Origin of the sequence: Gillisella terrae (genome assembly GCF_004801395.1) — a bacterium.
Taxonomy (GTDB): domain Bacteria; phylum Pseudomonadota; class Alphaproteobacteria; order Rhizobiales; family Rhizobiaceae; genus Allorhizobium; species Allorhizobium terrae.
Genome location: NZ_SSOA01000017.1, coordinates 1 through 16,289, shown reverse-complemented (window position 1 = coordinate 16,289; position 16,289 = coordinate 1). Strand labels below are relative to the sequence as shown.

The 16,289-nt window shown below is 53.4% G+C and carries 15 protein-coding genes; 10 read left to right on the top strand and 5 right to left on the bottom strand.

What is annotated here, in order from left to right:
• The first annotated feature begins 15 nt into the window (after positions 1-15).
• The 7 genes from E6C51_RS19275 (at position 16) to trmB (ending at position 7,244) form a co-directional block, all read left to right on the top strand.
• A complete protein-coding gene (locus E6C51_RS19275; protein WP_146932181.1) occupies positions 16-1,068 on the top strand; it encodes a PhoH family protein in 1,053 nt (350 codons plus the stop codon).
• Positions 1,069-1,085: 17 nt separating this feature from the next.
• Positions 1,086-1,577, top strand: coding sequence for an rRNA maturation RNase YbeY (gene ybeY, locus E6C51_RS19270; protein ID WP_190237209.1), 492 nt, complete (start codon positions 1,086-1,088; stop codon positions 1,575-1,577).
• A 116-nt stretch (positions 1,578-1,693) separates the two neighbouring features.
• Positions 1,694-2,755: a hemolysin family protein gene (locus E6C51_RS19265; RefSeq protein WP_146932177.1), complete on the top strand. Its 1,062-nt coding sequence runs from the start codon at positions 1,694-1,696 to the stop codon at positions 2,753-2,755.
• A 195-nt stretch (positions 2,756-2,950) separates the two neighbouring features.
• On the top strand, positions 2,951-4,546 hold the full coding sequence (gene lnt, locus E6C51_RS19260) for an apolipoprotein N-acyltransferase (protein WP_190237208.1): 1,596 nt from the start codon (positions 2,951-2,953) through the stop codon (positions 4,544-4,546).
• Between the two features lie 158 nt (positions 4,547-4,704).
• Positions 4,705-5,127, top strand: coding sequence for a helix-turn-helix domain-containing protein (locus E6C51_RS19255; RefSeq protein WP_146932173.1), 423 nt, complete (start codon positions 4,705-4,707; stop codon positions 5,125-5,127).
• A 174-nt stretch (positions 5,128-5,301) separates the two neighbouring features.
• The gene (gene metK, locus E6C51_RS19250) at positions 5,302-6,540 is read left to right on the top strand and encodes a methionine adenosyltransferase (RefSeq protein ID WP_146932171.1); all 1,239 of its coding nucleotides are present in this window, start codon (positions 5,302-5,304) and stop codon (positions 6,538-6,540) included.
• A 5-nt stretch (positions 6,541-6,545) separates the two neighbouring features.
• Positions 6,546-7,244 (top strand): tRNA (guanine(46)-N(7))-methyltransferase TrmB, encoded by a 699-nt coding sequence (trmB, locus tag E6C51_RS19245; protein WP_190237218.1) that lies wholly within the window; start codon positions 6,546-6,548, stop codon positions 7,242-7,244.
• 136 nt (positions 7,245-7,380) lie between these two features.
• On the opposite strand, the gene E6C51_RS19240 is transcribed toward trmB, so the two are convergent.
• Both E6C51_RS19240 and E6C51_RS19235 read right to left on the bottom strand, forming a co-directional pair.
• Entirely contained in the window at positions 7,381-7,638 is a 258-nt protein-coding gene (locus E6C51_RS19240; protein WP_146932169.1) for a BQ00720 family protein, read from the bottom strand.
• 46 nt (positions 7,639-7,684) lie between these two features.
• Positions 7,685-8,113, bottom strand: a complete 429-nt coding sequence (locus E6C51_RS19235; protein WP_146932167.1) for an Hsp20 family protein — start codon at positions 8,111-8,113, stop codon at positions 7,685-7,687.
• A 220-nt stretch (positions 8,114-8,333) separates the two neighbouring features.
• On the opposite strand from E6C51_RS19235, the gene E6C51_RS19230 reads away from it, so the two are divergent.
• The 3 genes from E6C51_RS19230 (at position 8,334) to E6C51_RS19220 (ending at position 10,947) form a co-directional block, all read left to right on the top strand.
• A complete protein-coding gene (locus E6C51_RS19230; RefSeq protein ID WP_190237207.1) occupies positions 8,334-9,278 on the top strand; it encodes a nucleoside hydrolase in 945 nt (314 codons plus the stop codon).
• 86 nt (positions 9,279-9,364) lie between these two features.
• Positions 9,365-10,096 (top strand): pyrimidine 5'-nucleotidase, encoded by a 732-nt coding sequence (locus E6C51_RS19225; protein ID WP_190237206.1) that lies wholly within the window; start codon positions 9,365-9,367, stop codon positions 10,094-10,096.
• 107 nt (positions 10,097-10,203) lie between these two features.
• Positions 10,204-10,947 (top strand): EF-hand domain-containing protein, encoded by a 744-nt coding sequence (locus E6C51_RS19220; RefSeq protein ID WP_190237205.1) that lies wholly within the window; start codon positions 10,204-10,206, stop codon positions 10,945-10,947.
• A gap of 141 nt (positions 10,948-11,088) precedes the next feature.
• Here E6C51_RS19220 and E6C51_RS19215 read toward each other — a convergent pair whose 3' ends face one another.
• The 3 genes from E6C51_RS19215 to E6C51_RS19205 all read right to left on the bottom strand — a co-directional run bounded on the left by E6C51_RS19215 (position 11,089) and on the right by E6C51_RS19205 (position 16,011).
• Complete coding sequence (locus tag E6C51_RS19215; RefSeq protein WP_230987476.1) at positions 11,089-13,089, bottom strand: HAMP domain-containing methyl-accepting chemotaxis protein; 2,001 nt, start codon at positions 13,087-13,089, stop codon at positions 11,089-11,091.
• Between the two features lie 1,338 nt (positions 13,090-14,427).
• Positions 14,428-15,138 (bottom strand): hypothetical protein, encoded by a 711-nt coding sequence (locus tag E6C51_RS19210; protein ID WP_190237203.1) that lies wholly within the window; start codon positions 15,136-15,138, stop codon positions 14,428-14,430.
• A 45-nt stretch (positions 15,139-15,183) separates the two neighbouring features.
• Positions 15,184-16,011: a DUF7946 domain-containing protein gene (locus E6C51_RS19205; RefSeq protein WP_190237202.1), complete on the bottom strand. Its 828-nt coding sequence runs from the start codon at positions 16,009-16,011 to the stop codon at positions 15,184-15,186.
• Between the last annotated feature and the right edge of the window lie 278 nt (positions 16,012-16,289).

Genomic DNA, 16,289 nt, shown 5'->3' with positions numbered 1-16,289 from the left:
CGGGAGCTTCAACGCTTGAACGCATCAGAAGTGGTAACCTCACCCTCGCGCAACACCAAAACCGCTGCGACCGACGCCAATCACTTTATACTGACGTTCGAGAACAACCGACATGCCAGTGAGCTGTTCGGTCAGTTCGATCAAAATCTCAAATTGCTGGAACAGCGTCTGGCCATTGAGGCCAGCGCCCGCGGCAATTCGGTGTCCATCACCGGCGATGTCATGGCCACCAATCAGGCCAGGCGTGCTCTCGATTTTCTCTACGCCAAAATTCAAAGCGGCGGATCGGTCGAGGCCTCCGATGTTGAAGGCGCAATCCGCATGGCGGTCGCCGCCGATGACCAACTCAGCCTGCCGACATTGGAGCGCAAATCCAAGCTGACCATGGCGCAGATTTCGACGCGCAAGAAAACCATTGTGGCCAGAACCCCAACGCAAGACGCCTATATGCGCGCACTGGAGCGCTCGGAACTGGTGTTTGGTGTGGGGCCTGCGGGCACCGGCAAAACCTATCTGGCGGTAGCGCATGCTGCACAATTGCTGGAGCGGGGTGCGGTGGATCGCATCATCCTGTCGCGCCCCGCCGTGGAAGCGGGCGAGCGGCTTGGCTTTTTGCCGGGAGATCTCAAGGAAAAGGTCGATCCTTATCTGCGGCCGCTCTATGACGCACTTTACGATATGATGCCGGGTGACAAGGTTGAGCGCGCCATTACCGCTGGCGTGATTGAAATTGCGCCTTTGGCCTTCATGCGTGGCCGCACGCTGGCCAATGCCGCGGTTATTCTGGATGAGGCGCAAAATACCACGTCCATGCAAATGAAAATGTTTTTGACCCGTCTGGGTGAAAACGCCCGTATGATTGTGACGGGCGATCCTAGTCAGGTGGATTTGCCGCGTGGCGTGACATCGGGTCTGGTCGAGGCATTGCGCATTCTACAGGGCGTTGAGGGCGTGTCCTTTGTGCGCTTCAAGGATGTCGATGTTGTGCGCCATCCTCTTGTTGGCCGCATCGTCAAGGCGTATGACGCGCAATATACGCAACGAGAGGATGGTGAGCAGGCCGTTTGAGGTCCGCTCCGGGTTTGATGCAAAAACTAGACATACAAATTGCCGTCGAAGATGACGGCTGGCCAGCGGAAGACGTGCTGGAGGTCATGAGTGAGCGGATTTTAACTCAAGCTGCGGAGTTTATCGCCGCTGAGGGGCAGCCGTTTCCGCCCATGCCAACCGAGCTTTCGCTGGTTTTTACCAGTGACGAGGACATTCGCGGCATTAATGCTGAGTGGCGCAATCAGGACAAGCCCACCAATGTCCTGTCCTTTCCGGCCTATCCGATTGTGCCCGGAGATACGCCCGGCCCGATGCTGGGTGACATTATTATTGCCCGTGAAACGGTCGAGCGCGAAGCGGTTGATCTGGGCAAAAGTTTTAACGATCACCTGACGCATTTGATGGTGCATGGATTTTTGCACCTTTTCGGGTATGATCACATGAATGATGAAGAGGCGGAGCAGATGGAAGGGCTGGAGACTCGCATTTTGGCGTCTCTTGGCCTATCTGATCCCTATGCCGTATAATTGCTGTCATGTTTTGTGATATAGGGTCAGATTGTTCGGCATTATGAATATTGCCGCGTCACTCCAGATGCGGGAGTAGAGAGAGGGCATGGTGCCCTGTTTGATAGAATGGTAAAATGAGCGACTTTTCGACACGACCGGCCTCAGAGGCCACAAAGGAGCAGGACAGCTCCTCCTCCGAAGAGGGATCTAGTAGTTCCCAGCGAAGTCCCGCGGCCCACAAGCCGCATTCGTCTTTCTGGGCTCGCGCTGCCCGCATCTTGAGGCCCGCTTACAGAGCGAGCCTGCGTGAAGACATCACCGATGCGCTGATGTCTGATCAGGGGCCGGATCAGGCCTTTTCCGCTGACGAGCGGGCTATGCTTCAAAATATCCTGAGTTTTCGCGAAGTGCGCGTTGAAGACGTGATGATTCCGCGCTCCGACATCAAGGCCGTTGATCTGAGTGTGACCATTGGCACCTTGATGACCCTGTTTCAGGAAACCGGTCATTCGCGTATGCCGGTCTATCATGAAACGCTGGATGATCCGCGCGGCATGGTGCATATCCGCGATCTTCTCTCTTATATTACCCTCAAAGCCCTGCATGGTAACGGGCTGGATCTGGCCTGCGTCGATCTGGGCGTGACCATTGAAGAGGCCGGGATCATCCGCTCCATCCTGTTTGTGCCATCCTCCATGCAGGCCTCGGATCTGCTCACACGGATGCAGGCGGCCAGAACCCAGATGGCTGTGGTGATTGATGAGCATGGCGGCACGGATGGACTGGTGTCTCATGAAGATATCGTTGAAATGGTCGTTGGCGATATTGATGATGAACACGACAAGGAAGAGGCGCTGGTCACCCGTGTCTCCGATGACGTGTTTCTGGCCGATGCCCGCATCGAGCTGGAAGAAATCGCTGAAGTGGTTGGCCCTGATTTTGATGTCAGCGAGGAAATCGACGAAGTTGACACCCTGGGTGGTCTGATTTCGGCGGCCATTGGCCGTGTGCCGCAGCGTGGCGAGGTGGTTCAGGCCGTTGAGGGCTTTGAGCTGCACATTCTCGATGCCGATCCAAGGCGTGTGAAACGGGTGCGCATCACCCGCATGGCTCCGATTGCCAAACGCATACAGGAGCAGACGGCGGCAGAGCGTGACCGGCACAAGCAACCGGCTGATGCGATTTCAGAGCATTAGGCTGTAAATCTGGCGTCTCTCAGAGTGTTGTAACGACAAGGCGGTGGTTTTTTGAAAAAACTGCCGCCTTATTGCGTGATTCGCCCGACTACATTGGCTCTTTGCCCATGTTCGTCGTAAGTACAGAGCATGGCAAGCTGTGTGTTTTATTGAAAGCGCGGCTAAGAACTGTTTGAGACACAAAGGGATGACTGCATGGAGCGGATTGCCGCGAGAATAATGCTGCTGGACGGGTGGCGTCGCGCCGCTTTGGTCGTGGTTTCGGGCGCTGTTTGCGCATTGGCCTTGCCGCCAGTCGATTTTTTTGCACCCGCCTTTCTTTCCTTTCCGGTGCTGGTCTGGCTTTTGGATGGCACCAGTGGTGATCCGGGCAAGCGGTGGTCGCGTGGTCTGCGGCAGGCCTTTTTCATTGGGTGGCTGTTTGGCCTTGGCTATTTCGTCGCGGGCCTGTGGTGGATCGGCAATGCCTTGATGGTCGAGGCCGATGAATTCGCCTGGGCTTTGCCGCTGGCGGTTTTGGGGCTTCCGGCTGTTCTTGCACTCTTTTATGGATTGGCCTGCGCCGGCGCGCGGCTGTTGTGGTCTGAAGGCGTTGGCCGCATCGCGGTGCTGGCGGCGTCCTTTGGTCTTGCTGAATGGCTGCGCAGCTTTGTGGCAACCGGCTTTCCATGGAATGCCATTGGCTATGCGGCCATGCCTGTGCCCTTGATGATGCAGTCTGTGGCGGTTGTTGGTCTGTTTGGTGTGTCCGCCCTTGCTGTGTTCGTGTTTGCCGCACCAGCTCTGCTGGGCACGCGGCGTGGTGCCGTGCTTGGTCTTTCTGTCGCGGGCGTGTTGGCGGCGCTGCATCTCGGCTATGGTGCCTATCGGCTGTCGCAGCCGATAGGTGAGGCAGATAGCACAAAGCAACTCACCGTGCGTCTGGTGCAGCCGAATATTGATCAGGCATCCAAGATGAATGACGATGATCGGATCGCGACCTTTGAAAAACATTTGCGCCTGACAGCCCAGCCACCGCAGCCCGGCCATAAGCAGCCGGACATCATTGTTTGGCCGGAAACCACCATTCCGTTTATCTTGACTCAAAACCCGGATGCCTTGCGCCAGATTGCCAATACGCTGAAGCCCGGCCAATTGCTGATCACCGGCACGGTGCGCTCGGAAGATCAAGGGGCTGGACTTGCCCCCCGATATTACAATTCCATCTACGTCATCGACAGTTCAGGGCAGATTGTTGCGGCGGCTGACAAAGTCCATCTTGTGCCGTTTGGGGAGTATGTGCCATTTCAGGACATCCTCTCCAAGCTCGGAATCACCAATGTGGTTGACCTTCCGGGCGGGTTTTCACCCGGTGCGAAGCGTTCCCTGTTGAGCCTGCCGAACGGTTTGAAGCTCTATCCGCTGATCTGCTACGAGATCATTTTCCCCGATGAAATGACCGCCGGAATGCTCGGGGCAAATGCGATTGTCAACGTCACCAATGATGCCTGGTTTGGAAATTCGCCGGGGCCTTATCAGCATTTTCAGCAGGCAAGATTGCGCGCTGTCGAGACTGGACTGCCCGTCATTCGAGTCGCCAATAATGGCATTTCTGCCACAATTGATCCGCATGGAAACGTTGTTTCGGGTTTGCGATTAAACGCAGAAGGCGTAGAAGATGCAACTCTGGATTTTTCTATTTCAGAGAAACAAGCGCGATTTCCTGTTAAATACAACTTTTGGCTGGTAACTGTTTTGTTATTATCTGTGGGTGTATTTTCGCGCTCAGGTTTTATTTCGAGGGGGAATTGACCAAAAACCCCTAAAAATGCATAGTGTGATTGCTTGATGGCGTCAAAAATTCCTTGCTTGGAGTTCTGAAAGGTACAACGTAACGTTCCAGAAAGTTGCAAGCACTACGAGTTATGACCAAATCAGCCTTCACTAATAACCATTGTCAGGATTGTGACATGCTCGAAAACAAGAAAAAACCGAACCCGATCGACATCCATGTCGGTAGCCGGATTCGTCTTCGTCGTACCATGCTGGGCATGAGCCAGGAGAAGCTGGGTGAGGCTCTCGGCATCACATTCCAGCAAATCCAGAAGTACGAAAAAGGCACAAACCGGGTTGGTGCAAGCCGCCTGCAAAACATCTCCAGCATTCTGAATGTTCCAGTGTCGTTCTTCTTTGAAGATGCACCGGGCGAACAGGCTGCCGGTGGCGCTGCTGGTTTCTCTGAAGCTGCCAGCTCGAACTATGTTGTTGACTTTCTGTCTTCATCCGAAGGCCTGCAACTCAACAGAGCTTTTGTTAAGATTAATGATCCCAAAGTCCGTCGCAAGGTTGTTGACCTGGTCAAGGCTCTGTCGGCTGAGGTTGAGGCTGAGTAATCGGCGTTCATCATTGGTTATAAAAAAAGCGGCGTGCGGGCCGCTTTTTTTGTGTCTTGGTCACTTTCGGGAAAGGAATGCTGACATAAAGATATATTTATGTCGTTGTGTTCTTGTTTTTAGCGTGCTGAGGCTCTAACACATCGTGACCTAGTTCATTGAGGGGAATCCCGCATGCGCTCAAATTATTTGTTTACGAGTGAATCCGTTTCTGAAGGCCATCCCGATAAGGTGTGCGACCGCATTTCCGATGAAATCGTCGATCTGGTTTACCGCGAAGCGGCAAAGACCGGCGTTGATCCCTGGACGGTGCGCATCGCCTGCGAAACGCTGGCCACTACCAATCGCATCGTTATTGCCGGTGAAGTTCGCCTTCCTGCGAGCCTGATGAAAACCGACAAGAACGGCAACGAGGTCATCAATCCTGCCAAGTTCAAGGCCGCTGCCCGCAAGGCTGTGCGCGACATTGGCTATGAGCAGAGCGGTTTTCACTGGAAGACAGCCAAGATTGATGTGTTGCTGCACTCCCAGTCAGCCCATATTGCGCAGGGCGTCGATAAAGCCTCTGACCATGACAACAGCGAAGGCGCTGGCGACCAGGGCATCATGTTTGGCTATGCCTGCACCGAAACGCCTGATTTGATGCCGGCCCCGATCTATTATTCCCACAAGATCCTGCAATTGCTGTCTGCTGCCCGCAAGGCTGGCGAAGGCGATGTTGGCCGTCTCGGCCCCGACGCCAAGAGCCAGGTGACTGTGCGCTACATTGATGGCAAGCCTGCGGAAGTGGCGTCCATCGTGTTGTCCACCCAGCATCTGGAAGACAGCTGGGATTCGGCCAAGGTGCGTCAGGTGGTTGAGCCTTACATTCTTGAAGCCCTTGGCGATCTCAAGGTGGCTGACGATTGCAAGTGGTACATCAACCCGACAGGCAAGTTCGTAATCGGTGGTCCTGATGGCGATGCGGGTCTGACAGGCCGCAAGATCATTGTGGATACTTACGGCGGTGCGGCCCCTCACGGTGGCGGTGCCTTCTCCGGCAAGGATACCACCAAGGTTGACCGCTCTGCTGCTTACGCAGCCCGGTATCTGGCCAAGAATGTTGTAGCCGCCGGCTTTGCCGAGCGTTGCACCATTCAGATCTCCTATGCTATCGGCATCGCGCAGCCTTTGTCGATCTACGTTGATCTGCATGGCACCGGCAAGGTCTCTGAAGATCAGGTTGAAGCGGCTGTTGCCAAGGTGATGGATTTGTCGCCGACTGGTATTCGTCGCCATTTGGATCTAAACAAGCCGATCTATGCCAAAACTTCCGCTTACGGCCACTTTGGTCGCAAGGCCGGTCGCGATGGCTCTTTCTCTTGGGAAAAGCTTGATCTGGTCAAGCCGCTCAAGGACGCAATGAAGGCTTGATTGACATGACACTGGACCGCCGCAGCCGGGCGACCGAAGCTTTTTTCGGTCGTCGTAAGGGAAAACCACTTCGCGAACAGCAGGTAGAGCGTATGACGCATCTCTTGCCTGAGCGCATGGTGGATCTTGATGCAGCGGCTCCAGCCGATTTGAAAACGCTCTTTCCTGTTGCCGTCGAGAGACTTCGTCTTGAAATAGGCTTTGGCGGGGGAGAGCATCTGGCGCATCGCGCCCGAACCAACCCCTCCACCGGATTTATCGGTGTCGAGCCTTTCGTTAATTCCATGGCCAAATTGCTGGCGGTGATCGACGAAGAAGGGCTGCCCAATATCCGCGTCTATAATGATGATGCGACGCAATTGCTCGATTGGCTGCCCTCAGAATCGATTGATCAGATTGATCTGCTCTATGCCGATCCCTGGCCCAAGAAAAAGCACTGGAAGCGTCGCTTTGTGTCGCAGGTCAATCTTCAGCGCTTTCACCGTGTGCTCAAGCCGGGTGCGACATTCTGCTTTGCATCCGATATCGATACCTATGTGAACTGGACCTTGCAGCATTGCCGCGATCATGGTGGCTTTGATTGGCAGGCGCAAAGTGCAAGCGATTGGCTGACGCCTTACGAAGATTGGCCGGGAACGCGCTATGAGGCGAAAGCCCGCCGCGAAGGCCGCTCATCGGCCTATCTGACTTTCAAGAAACTCTGAGCATACAGCGCCGCGCGCAATATATTGCGCGCAAATTATGCAGTAGGACATTGTAAAATTGAAAAGGACTGTGCAGGAGGTCTCGCACAGTCCTTTTTACGTTAACGCTTTCGCATTAACGCGATTTGCCTTGATCTTAATGCAGGCTAACGGTTTTCAAATCGTCTTCGGCAGCCTTGAAGAAGGTTGAGGAGCGATTGTCGGTGAGCAAAATCGGTGTGCCGTCGGCAGCAAACAAGGCCCAGAGATCTGTGCTGGGGTCGATTTCCGGGGCGTCAGGAAAGCAGCGGGCCACGTCTTCAAAGCGAATTTTGCGGATATAACCGACTTCGCCTGAGCCGAGATGTGTCAGCTCCATAACAGACAGGTTTGAGGTAGCTTCTTTGATCAACATTCCGAATCTCCTTCAGGGAGGGAGCGGCGGTTGCTCCGCCATGATCCTAGTTTGAGGCGGAAATGTTAATTTTTCTCACTGTTTGGTGAAGATTTGGGCGAAAAAGTTCGATAACGAGCAGGCCGTTGTTGAGGCGCGCGCTTAGAACATCCATGCCATCTGCCAGCACGAAACTGCGCTGAAACTGCCGAGCAGCAATGCCGCGAAACAGGTAATCGGCATCAGTTCGCTCGCTTTGACAACCGCGGATCACCAATTGGTTGCCTTCAACCGTGACATCCAGATCGTCATCGCTAAAACCGGCCACAGCGAGGGTAATGCGCAGCTTGTCGCTCTCTGCCGGATCGGGTTTTCGCACCAATTCGATATTATAAGGTGGGTAGCCATCATTGGCGCGCGCAAGCTGACTGATCAGGCTCTCGCTGAGCTCAAAGCCCAGAAGCAGTGGGGTGGCGAAAGATTTTGTTGGGCGCATATTGGTCCTCGGCTCATCAGAATCAACCGTATTCTCGGATGGTCGCTCCCTATATGGGGATAGCCCAGGGCGCAGACAAGCGCCCAGAGAATAGCGAAGACCATGGCGAAGACAATCGCGCAGACAATCGCGAAGACCAGCATTTCAAAACACATGTCGTCTTGACAACAGGCTAGCGCGGCAGTCATCACAGGCAACCGCAGTTAAGGAATATCGGACCATGCAGAAAGCCAGAAAGATCATCATTGATACCGACCCCGGTCAGGACGACGCTTGCGCCATCATGCTGGCGCTGGGCAGTCCAGACGAGGTTGAGGTGCTGGGCCTTACCGTTGTGGCTGGCAATGTGCCGCTGTCGATGACCAGCCGCAATGCGCGCATTGTCTGTGAGCTGTCGGGCCGCGCAGACCTGCCGGTGTATGAAGGGGCACTCAAGCCTTTGCAAAGGCCGCAGGTGACGGCAGAGCACGTGCATGGCAAGACCGGCCTTGATGGAGCCGAGGTTGATGAGCCGGTCATGGCAGTGCAGGCGCAACATGCTGTGGATTTCATCATTGATACCATCCGCCGGGAAGAGCCGGGCACGGTCACACTCTGCACCCTTGGGCCGCAGACCAATATTGCGCTGGCGCTGCAAAAGGCACCCGATATCGCCCCGCGCATCAAGGAACTGGTGATGATGGGTGGCGGCTGCTTTGAGGGTGGCAACATTACGCCTGCTGCCGAGTTCAACATTTACGTGGACCCGCAGGCCTCCAAGATTGTGCTGGCCTCCGGCATTCCAATCGTCATGATGCCGCTGGATGTCACCCATCAGCTGATGACCACCAAAGCGCGGGTTGAGCGCATTGGGGCGATTGGCACGCGGGTTTCTGAGGTGGTGGTGCAATGGCTGCAATTTTTCGAGCGTTTCGACATTGAAAAATACGGCTCCGACGGTGGGCCGCTGCATGATCCAACCGTGATTGCCTACCTCATTCGGCCAGAGCTGTTTTCGGGCCGCAAATGTAACGTCGAGATTGAAACAGAATCTGAGCTGACCGTGGGTATGACGGTGGTTGACTGGTGGCATGTGACAGATCGCCCTGCCAATGCGACCTATATGCGCAACGTCGATGCCGACGGCTTCTTTGAATTGCTGACGGAGCGTCTGGCTCGACTGTGAGGACGCAGTGCGTGGTGGGCGGATAAATATCCTCTACCACGCACTTGCCTGTTTTCTTTTGCGGGCACCCGTGGCACAGAATGGAAATGACCATATCATCCGCTTTCACTACACCTGCCGATTGTGCCGCCGATTTTGCCCATGTCCGTGACTGGGTCTTTGATCTCGACAACACGCTTTATCCGCATCACATCAATCTGTTCAGCCAGATTGATCGCAATATGACAGCCTTCGTGGCGGATCTGCTTCAGCTTGCGCCCGAGGAGGCGCGGGCGGTGCAAAAGCGTTATTATCATGAGCATGGCACGACGCTTGCGGGCTTGATGCTGCATCACGGGGTCGATCCGGGTGAATTTTTGGCCAAGGCCCATGCGATCGATTATTCGTGGCTTGCGCCCGATGTGGATCTGGGTGAGGCGATCAAGGCTTTGCCGGGGCGCAAGTTCATCTTCACCAATGGCACCGTGCAACATGCGCAGGATGCTGCGCGTGCGCTCGGTATTCTCGATCATTTCGATGATATCTTTGATATTGTCGCGGCAGATTATCAGCCCAAGCCCGCGCCTCAGACCTACGATGCTTTTGCAGCTCTGCACCGCATTGCCGCGCGCGATGCTGTGATGTTTGAGGATCTGCCGCGCAATCTGCTGGCTCCCAAAGCGCTGGGCATGAAAACCGTGCTGCTGGTGCCCCAAGTGTCCGCTGATACTGTGTTGGAGCAATGGGAGCGGGTGGATGGCTCGGAAGATCAAAGTCATATTGATTATGTCACGGATGATTTGAAAGGCTTTTTGCGCGGCATTCTGTCGGCGTTTTAGTTATGGATTACAACATTACGTATTTGTAACGACCATTACCGATCGTTAAGTGGCGGCCATTTTGGCTTGTGGCTAAAGTCCTTTCATCAACGAGGAAAGGACATATCATGAATGTCACCAAGACAACCGCGTCGGCCCTTGCGGCAACACTTCTGGTCGGGGCCTCCTATGGCGCAGTTTTCGCCAAGGATGGCAAGCCGGGTGCAGACGGACGCGATGGTGCGGGGCATCACGAGCGGATGATGGAGGCCTGCGGGCCGCGTCCTATGATGATGCATGGTCGTGCCGGAATGTTCATTTACGCGCTCCAGCAGTTTGATACCAATAAGGATGGCAAGATCTCAAAAGAGGAAGCCAAGGCTGCCGAAGACAAGCTGTTTGCTGCCATTGATACCAACAAGGATGGCGTGATCACGCCGGGCGAGTTGAAGAAATTCCATGAAGCGCGGATGGAGGCATGGAAGGCCGCCTGGAAGGCTGAAATGTCCAAGCCACCGGCGACGGATGAAAAAGCAAAAGGCGCGGACGATGCCAGTGCCAAGGCTGATGACGCCATGGGCGGCCCGATGGATGACCAGATGGATGGGTGCGCACCGCGTGGTCCCGATCAGCACAGGTCAGGCCACCATAAGCACGGCATGCGGGATGGCTGGCATAAGCATCAAGCCATGATGGGCAAGATGATGGGGCCGATGTGGTTGATGTCGCGCATTGATACCGATGAGAATGGCCAGATCAGCAAGGCCGAGGCTGATGCGGCACTGGATAAGCTGTTCACCAAATTGGATACCAACAAGGACGGCTTTATCTCTGCCGATGACTTTCCAGCGGCACCGCCGCTGGTACCATAAAGTCTCAACGTCAGGAGGCTGAAACGACAGGGCCGTGTGTTTTGTAAAACACACGGCCCTATGGTCTACAGCACTTTAAATCTGCTGCATAATTTTCTCCTTAAATCGATTCCGATTTCAGGAATTATGCAGTCGTGCGGCTCAGAATTCTTCCCAGTCATTTTGAGAGGCACTTGCCACCGCTGGTGCTGCGCTGGCCTTCGGTGCCGGGCGGGCCGCTACGCTGCGGGCAGGGGCGGGAGCCGGTCTTGAGGGTGCGTTTGCAGGCGTGGCTTGCCTTGCCATGGGTGGGGCCTGTCTCGGTGCGGGCGTGGCCTGTCTTGGCGTAGATGCCGGCCCGGCCGGAGCGGCCACAGTGACATTGTCTCCGGTTCGAAATTTCATAATGAGTTCCGACAAGCGAAGACTATCCTGGGCGAGGCTTGCTCCTGCCGCGTTCATTTCTTCCACCATTGCGGCGTTCTGCTGGGTCGCATGATCCATGTGGTTGACCGCGGTGTTGACCTCGGTCAGGCCCGATGCCTGTTCCTGTGCGGCGGTGGCAATCGCATCCATATGCTGGTTCATGTCTTCCACGGCCTTGGATATGGTCGCCAGGCCGACGCCCGTATCATTGACCAGCTTGACACCTTCGCCCACAGCCGCCTCAGAATTGCCGATCAGGGTTTTGATTTCCTTGGCGGCATTGGCCGAGCGCTGGGCCAGTTCACGCACTTCCTGCGCAACCACGGCAAAGCCTTTCCCTGCTTCACCAGCGCGGGCGGCTTCAACACCGGCATTCAAGGCCAGAAGATTGGTCTGGAAGGCGATTTCATCAATCACGCTGATAATCTGGGTAATCTTGCTGGATGCTTCCTCAATGCGCTCCATGGCGGAAACGGCATTGCTGACCACATTGGCAGAATTTGCAGCATGTTGGCGGGCATCGCGCACCAGATCGCGGGCGTCATTTGTTCTTTGCGATGTGGCCTTCACATTGGCGGTAATCTGTTCCAGAGCTGCGGCCGTTTCTTCGAGGGCTGCCGCCTGTTGTTCGGTGCGCTTTGCGAGCGTGTCAGAGGCTTGCGAAATTTCACCACTGCCATTGGTCACCCCCTTGCCAACCTGACCAACGGCGATGAGAGCGGAGCGAAGCTGATTGACCGACGCATTGAAATCGTGACGCAATGGCTCAAATTGATCGGCAAATTTCTGATCAATTTCACACATCAGATCGCAGGCGGCCAGACGCTTCAAACCTGATGCCAGAGCGCCCGTTGCTTCGTTCAGACGGCGTTCCGCGTCGGCCTCGGCTTTGCGTTGAACTTCTTCTCTTTCCTTTTCAGCATTGATGCGATTCTTCTCTGCGTCAGCCTCAAGCTGCAATTTTGCAACGCTGGCCTGGCGCATGATTTCCACGGCACCTGCCATTTCACCAATTTCGTCGTGGCGATTGGCATCCGGCACGGTCACATCAAGCTTTCCATCGGAAATTTGCAACATCACGCGGACCATGCGGGTAATGGGTTTCGACACACCCATGATGATCCAGATGGTCAAAAGGGTCATCAGCACGATACCGGCAATAATCAGGCCAATGGTAATGTAAGACGACGTGTTATAGGCGTTTTGCGCCGCTGATCCCGATGCATCCGCACCCTTGTCATTTGCCTTGATGATTTCACCAAGGGCGCCGAAAGCAGCAACCAGCGGATCGCGGGCCGGTGCAATGGCGGCCACGGCAGCAGGCATGTCCTTGGCAGAAACCGCTGCCATGATGGCCTTTTGGGCGACGAGATAGGTTGCCCATTTTGCTTCAAAATCGGCCCACAGCTTTTTCTCGTTGTCGTTCAGCAGCGTGGCACGGAATGCCTCATAGGATTTGGGGATGGATGCATTCATTTCTACGAATTCGTCATCCAGACCTTTGATTTCAGCCGGGTCGACAGCAATGGTCTTGCGGATTGTCGTGGTGTGATAGCGCAACATGGTGAACTGAATGGCATCCAGCTTTGCCATGCGCGGCATCCACACTTGCCGTGTGTCTGACGCAGCCGAATAGACCACCGAGATTTGACTGTAGCTGATAAGACCAAGCGTGATAATCAGAGCAAGCGCCGCGCCAGCCATGATCATGAGGCGAGTCGAAATTTTTAAGGTCATAGCAATCATCCTGAAGTGAATCGCTGAGCACAATCTGAGATATTTATTTGTTTATGCGATATTATGAATTAATTATAAGTTAAGGTTGTGGTGCGTTGAGGTTGCTACCCGGTTTCCATTTGATGTGATGGAGGCGCTCATTGCTTGATTGTATCAGCAAATCGGTTTCGGCATTCTGTAGAAGATTTAGGGTGTTGCCGCTAAATCATGTGCCGCATCGGGCGCACAGCGCTCATGGCAATCATGTGTATTTTTGTGAGATAAATTGCTGAGGAAGAGAACATATGGTGCCGCTTGCAGGAAGCGTTTCCTGAAATCACAGGCGTTGCGTACCAAGGGTCCTACAGTTGGGTAATGAAACACGATGTCTCACCTTGATGTGCAAGTTCTATACGAGCAGACAGCATGTAGCAATATGCGAGTCTTGTGACTGAGGTGTAGCGCATAAGTAGGGTCTGAGTTGTACAGGAAGGTGGCGCAGGAGGGAGCGCCCACCATCACTTAAAAGCCTTAGAAACCGGGCTTTCGGGATGGCTAGGGGGGCACGATGTCCCCCTTTTATGTCTTCGCAGTATAGGCATAGCGACAGGTGGCAACAACCAACCTGCGGGCACAGCGGCAAATCGCGAAGGTATGAGGGAACGAGAGTGTCAGAATGGTTGTGGGGTGAAAACGTCGCGAACATATAAAGCGCTAGCGCCATGAGGTTACTCATGACCAAGTCTAATACCATCCGCCCCCATTTCGATGTGGGTATCATGCAGGCGCAGAGCTTTTGACAATATGCTGGGCTAGGTCAGCTCGTTGCTAACTATGCGCATCATGAAAGGTGACGGACGACGATAGCGTATCTCAAGCTCCGAAGGTACTGATTGTCCTGACTAGAAAAATCAACTATAAGGAGAACTATGTCGCTGCGGAAAACCGACGAATCTACTATGAAACACAGATATATCTGCAAAATGACGGGTGAATTCCCGGCTGTAAATGGCGCTAGAAGTCCCGTTATATTTTCTGAGAATGTCGGCCATTGAAGGCCGTCCAGTGGCGTCGATGAACGACTTGCACATTCTGTAGTTTTCCATCGGATTTAAAGACGCGTACAAGGATTTTGTGTGAGATCCGTATCGTTCTAACCACAGTTCGTATCGCAGTTGCCCCATACCAATTGTGGTGCGACGCCTCGTCTTTCCGACCATTATACTGACGATAAGTATCAAGTACTCCATCGCCCTGAAGCTTCGTGGCCTAAATCGGCGCTCGGTCATGATTATACATATTGCTACAAGGTCAATGTCTTTCTTGTCATTTTCCGCTGCGATCCGAAGGTAAAGGTCTTTACTTCTCATTGATCAGCTCTGGTTCGTAAATCACATCAAGCTCTGGGATGTAATCAGGGTCGGTCATCCAATAGCTAATTGCGGCACCACCCAGAGCAACGAAGACGATGTAAATCAATACATCAAAAATAATGAAGTCGACAATTGCGAAAAGCAATCCGCTGCTTCCTACTCTGGCAATAGTTTCAGTTCCCCAAGTGTAGGAATACGAAACGATACGAGCAATTAGTATAATGTAAAGTGAATATATCAGTGCAAGCCAAGGGAATGATCCGCTCTTTTCTACAAAAGAAATTCTCCTCACATTGTATAATGAAAACGATATTAATATGCATTTTAATGAAACCAGAAACCACATAAATTCTGAGAATTCATTTTTAGTCAGTATGTATGCTGAAAATATACCGGCAATAGCTGGATTAAATACAGTAGAGAATACCATCGAGAACACAGAGACCGATATTATCTTTTTCCGAAGTTTCCGCTTCTCCGCGAGTGTCTGGCTCGCCCCAATGTATAGGTCGTCTTCATTGAAGTAGTATGAGTAAAGGCTGTCCGCATGTCCAAGCGGAAAGAACATGAAGTATATGGGCGTGTAGGCAATATGCATATAGCGGCGTATCAATGTAGATATTTCAAATACTAAGTATACCGTGAATATAGGTGCAACGGATAGCTTGTATCCCCATATGGCATTTATCATTTCCATCAATTTGTGTGCCCCGTGATATTGTAATTCGAACCTTGGGATAATCTAAAAAACAGTTTTGAATGCTCTGACTATCTTCAGGCGCTTGTATCGATCGTCTAAAGACACTGTTGGCACGCAAGCGATTTGGATTTCGCTGGGCAATCCGTTCACGTATTTATCCAAGCTGTAGCTCAACGCTGCGTAGGTGTCGGCGTCTAGTCCTTTGGGCGCGTAAAAGCGTACTGTTTTCCCAATCTCAGGCAGATAGGCGCTGCCGTTGCCTGAGTTAGCGTTGTACGCCCCTACGCTGACCACCATGAGCGTTTCGTCTGTCAAGAAATCCGCGTTGACATACGCTTTTGTATCTTGGTCGAGCCGCAATAAGGATGCCTTGTTTTTTCTGATGTCCAGAGTATTTGCGCCTTCGCCAATCACTGTATGGGCGCGCCTCATGGAGGGTTCAATTTTATCGATAAGGGCCTCACGGTCGCCGGATGGAAGTCTGCCTAAAGCGTCCTGCTCTCCCTTTAGAAGGTCAACGGTCAGGCCGCAGACCTGTTTGATACTGGTGGTTATCAAACTGTTCAGCGTCTGACTGACCGAGCCTACAATGTAGCTGCCTAAAATTGATGTAAGGAAGAGGTTATTTGGTTCTGTGAGTTGTACCCAGACTTCTTGGATAAAGGAGCCTTGGCGCGGTGGGATAAGAAATATCCGCACCTCAGGGGAGAGTTCACCTCGTGACTTGATCTTGCCGGTCGCTGCGTAGTGGCCTATCAGCGTGAGTGTCCATGTCATCCCTTCCAGTGAGGTTGCCCCGTTGTGAGCAGGTAATTGGCCTCCAGTCGCAACTCCGCCGTCGTACACCAGCTCGTATTTCAGTGTTTCCATTCGCCAATCTCCCCAGCCCACGGCATGGTTGTAAATTACAAGCGCTCTGTCAATGGATCGCTGCATTGGCTAACGCATTAAAAGTGCTGATAATTGGCAAATTTTTACGAGGGGGTATTTAAGACCCTTCGTGCCTCCCATCCCCCCGTAGGGCAGGCGAATCGCATATGGAACTGCATGTTTTGCGCGATATTGTTGTTGCCAGCAGCCCACTTTTGGATTCTTGAGATGATCCACCCGTTATGGAGAAGATCACGGATTGGAACGGTTTATCGAGT

What these genes read in the sequence shown, in the direction of transcription:
- ybeY (WP_190237209.1), top strand. Translation starts at nt 1,086, where the DNA reads ATGCAAAAACTAGACATACAAATTGCCGTCGAAGATGACGGCTGGCCA.
- E6C51_RS19265 (WP_146932177.1), top strand. Translation starts at nt 1,694, where the DNA reads ATGAGCGACTTTTCGACACGACCGGCCTCAGAGGCCACAAAGGAGCAG.
- lnt (WP_190237208.1), top strand. Translation starts at nt 2,951, where the DNA reads ATGGAGCGGATTGCCGCGAGAATAATGCTGCTGGACGGGTGGCGTCGC.
- E6C51_RS19255 (WP_146932173.1), top strand. Translation starts at nt 4,705, where the DNA reads ATGCTCGAAAACAAGAAAAAACCGAACCCGATCGACATCCATGTCGGT.
- metK (WP_146932171.1), top strand. Translation starts at nt 5,302, where the DNA reads ATGCGCTCAAATTATTTGTTTACGAGTGAATCCGTTTCTGAAGGCCAT.
- trmB (WP_190237218.1), top strand. Translation starts at nt 6,546, where the DNA reads ATGACACTGGACCGCCGCAGCCGGGCGACCGAAGCTTTTTTCGGTCGT.
- E6C51_RS19240 (WP_146932169.1), bottom strand. Translation starts at nt 7,638, where the DNA reads ATGTTGATCAAAGAAGCTACCTCAAACCTGTCTGTTATGGAGCTGACA.
- E6C51_RS19235 (WP_146932167.1), bottom strand. Translation starts at nt 8,113, where the DNA reads ATGCGCCCAACAAAATCTTTCGCCACCCCACTGCTTCTGGGCTTTGAG.
- E6C51_RS19230 (WP_190237207.1), top strand. Translation starts at nt 8,334, where the DNA reads ATGCAGAAAGCCAGAAAGATCATCATTGATACCGACCCCGGTCAGGAC.
- E6C51_RS19225 (WP_190237206.1), top strand. Translation starts at nt 9,365, where the DNA reads ATGACCATATCATCCGCTTTCACTACACCTGCCGATTGTGCCGCCGAT.
- E6C51_RS19220 (WP_190237205.1), top strand. Translation starts at nt 10,204, where the DNA reads ATGAATGTCACCAAGACAACCGCGTCGGCCCTTGCGGCAACACTTCTG.
- E6C51_RS19215 (WP_230987476.1), bottom strand. Translation starts at nt 13,089, where the DNA reads ATGACCTTAAAAATTTCGACTCGCCTCATGATCATGGCTGGCGCGGCG.
- E6C51_RS19210 (WP_190237203.1), bottom strand. Translation starts at nt 15,138, where the DNA reads ATGGAAATGATAAATGCCATATGGGGATACAAGCTATCCGTTGCACCT.
- E6C51_RS19205 (WP_190237202.1), bottom strand. Translation starts at nt 16,011, where the DNA reads ATGGAAACACTGAAATACGAGCTGGTGTACGACGGCGGAGTTGCGACT.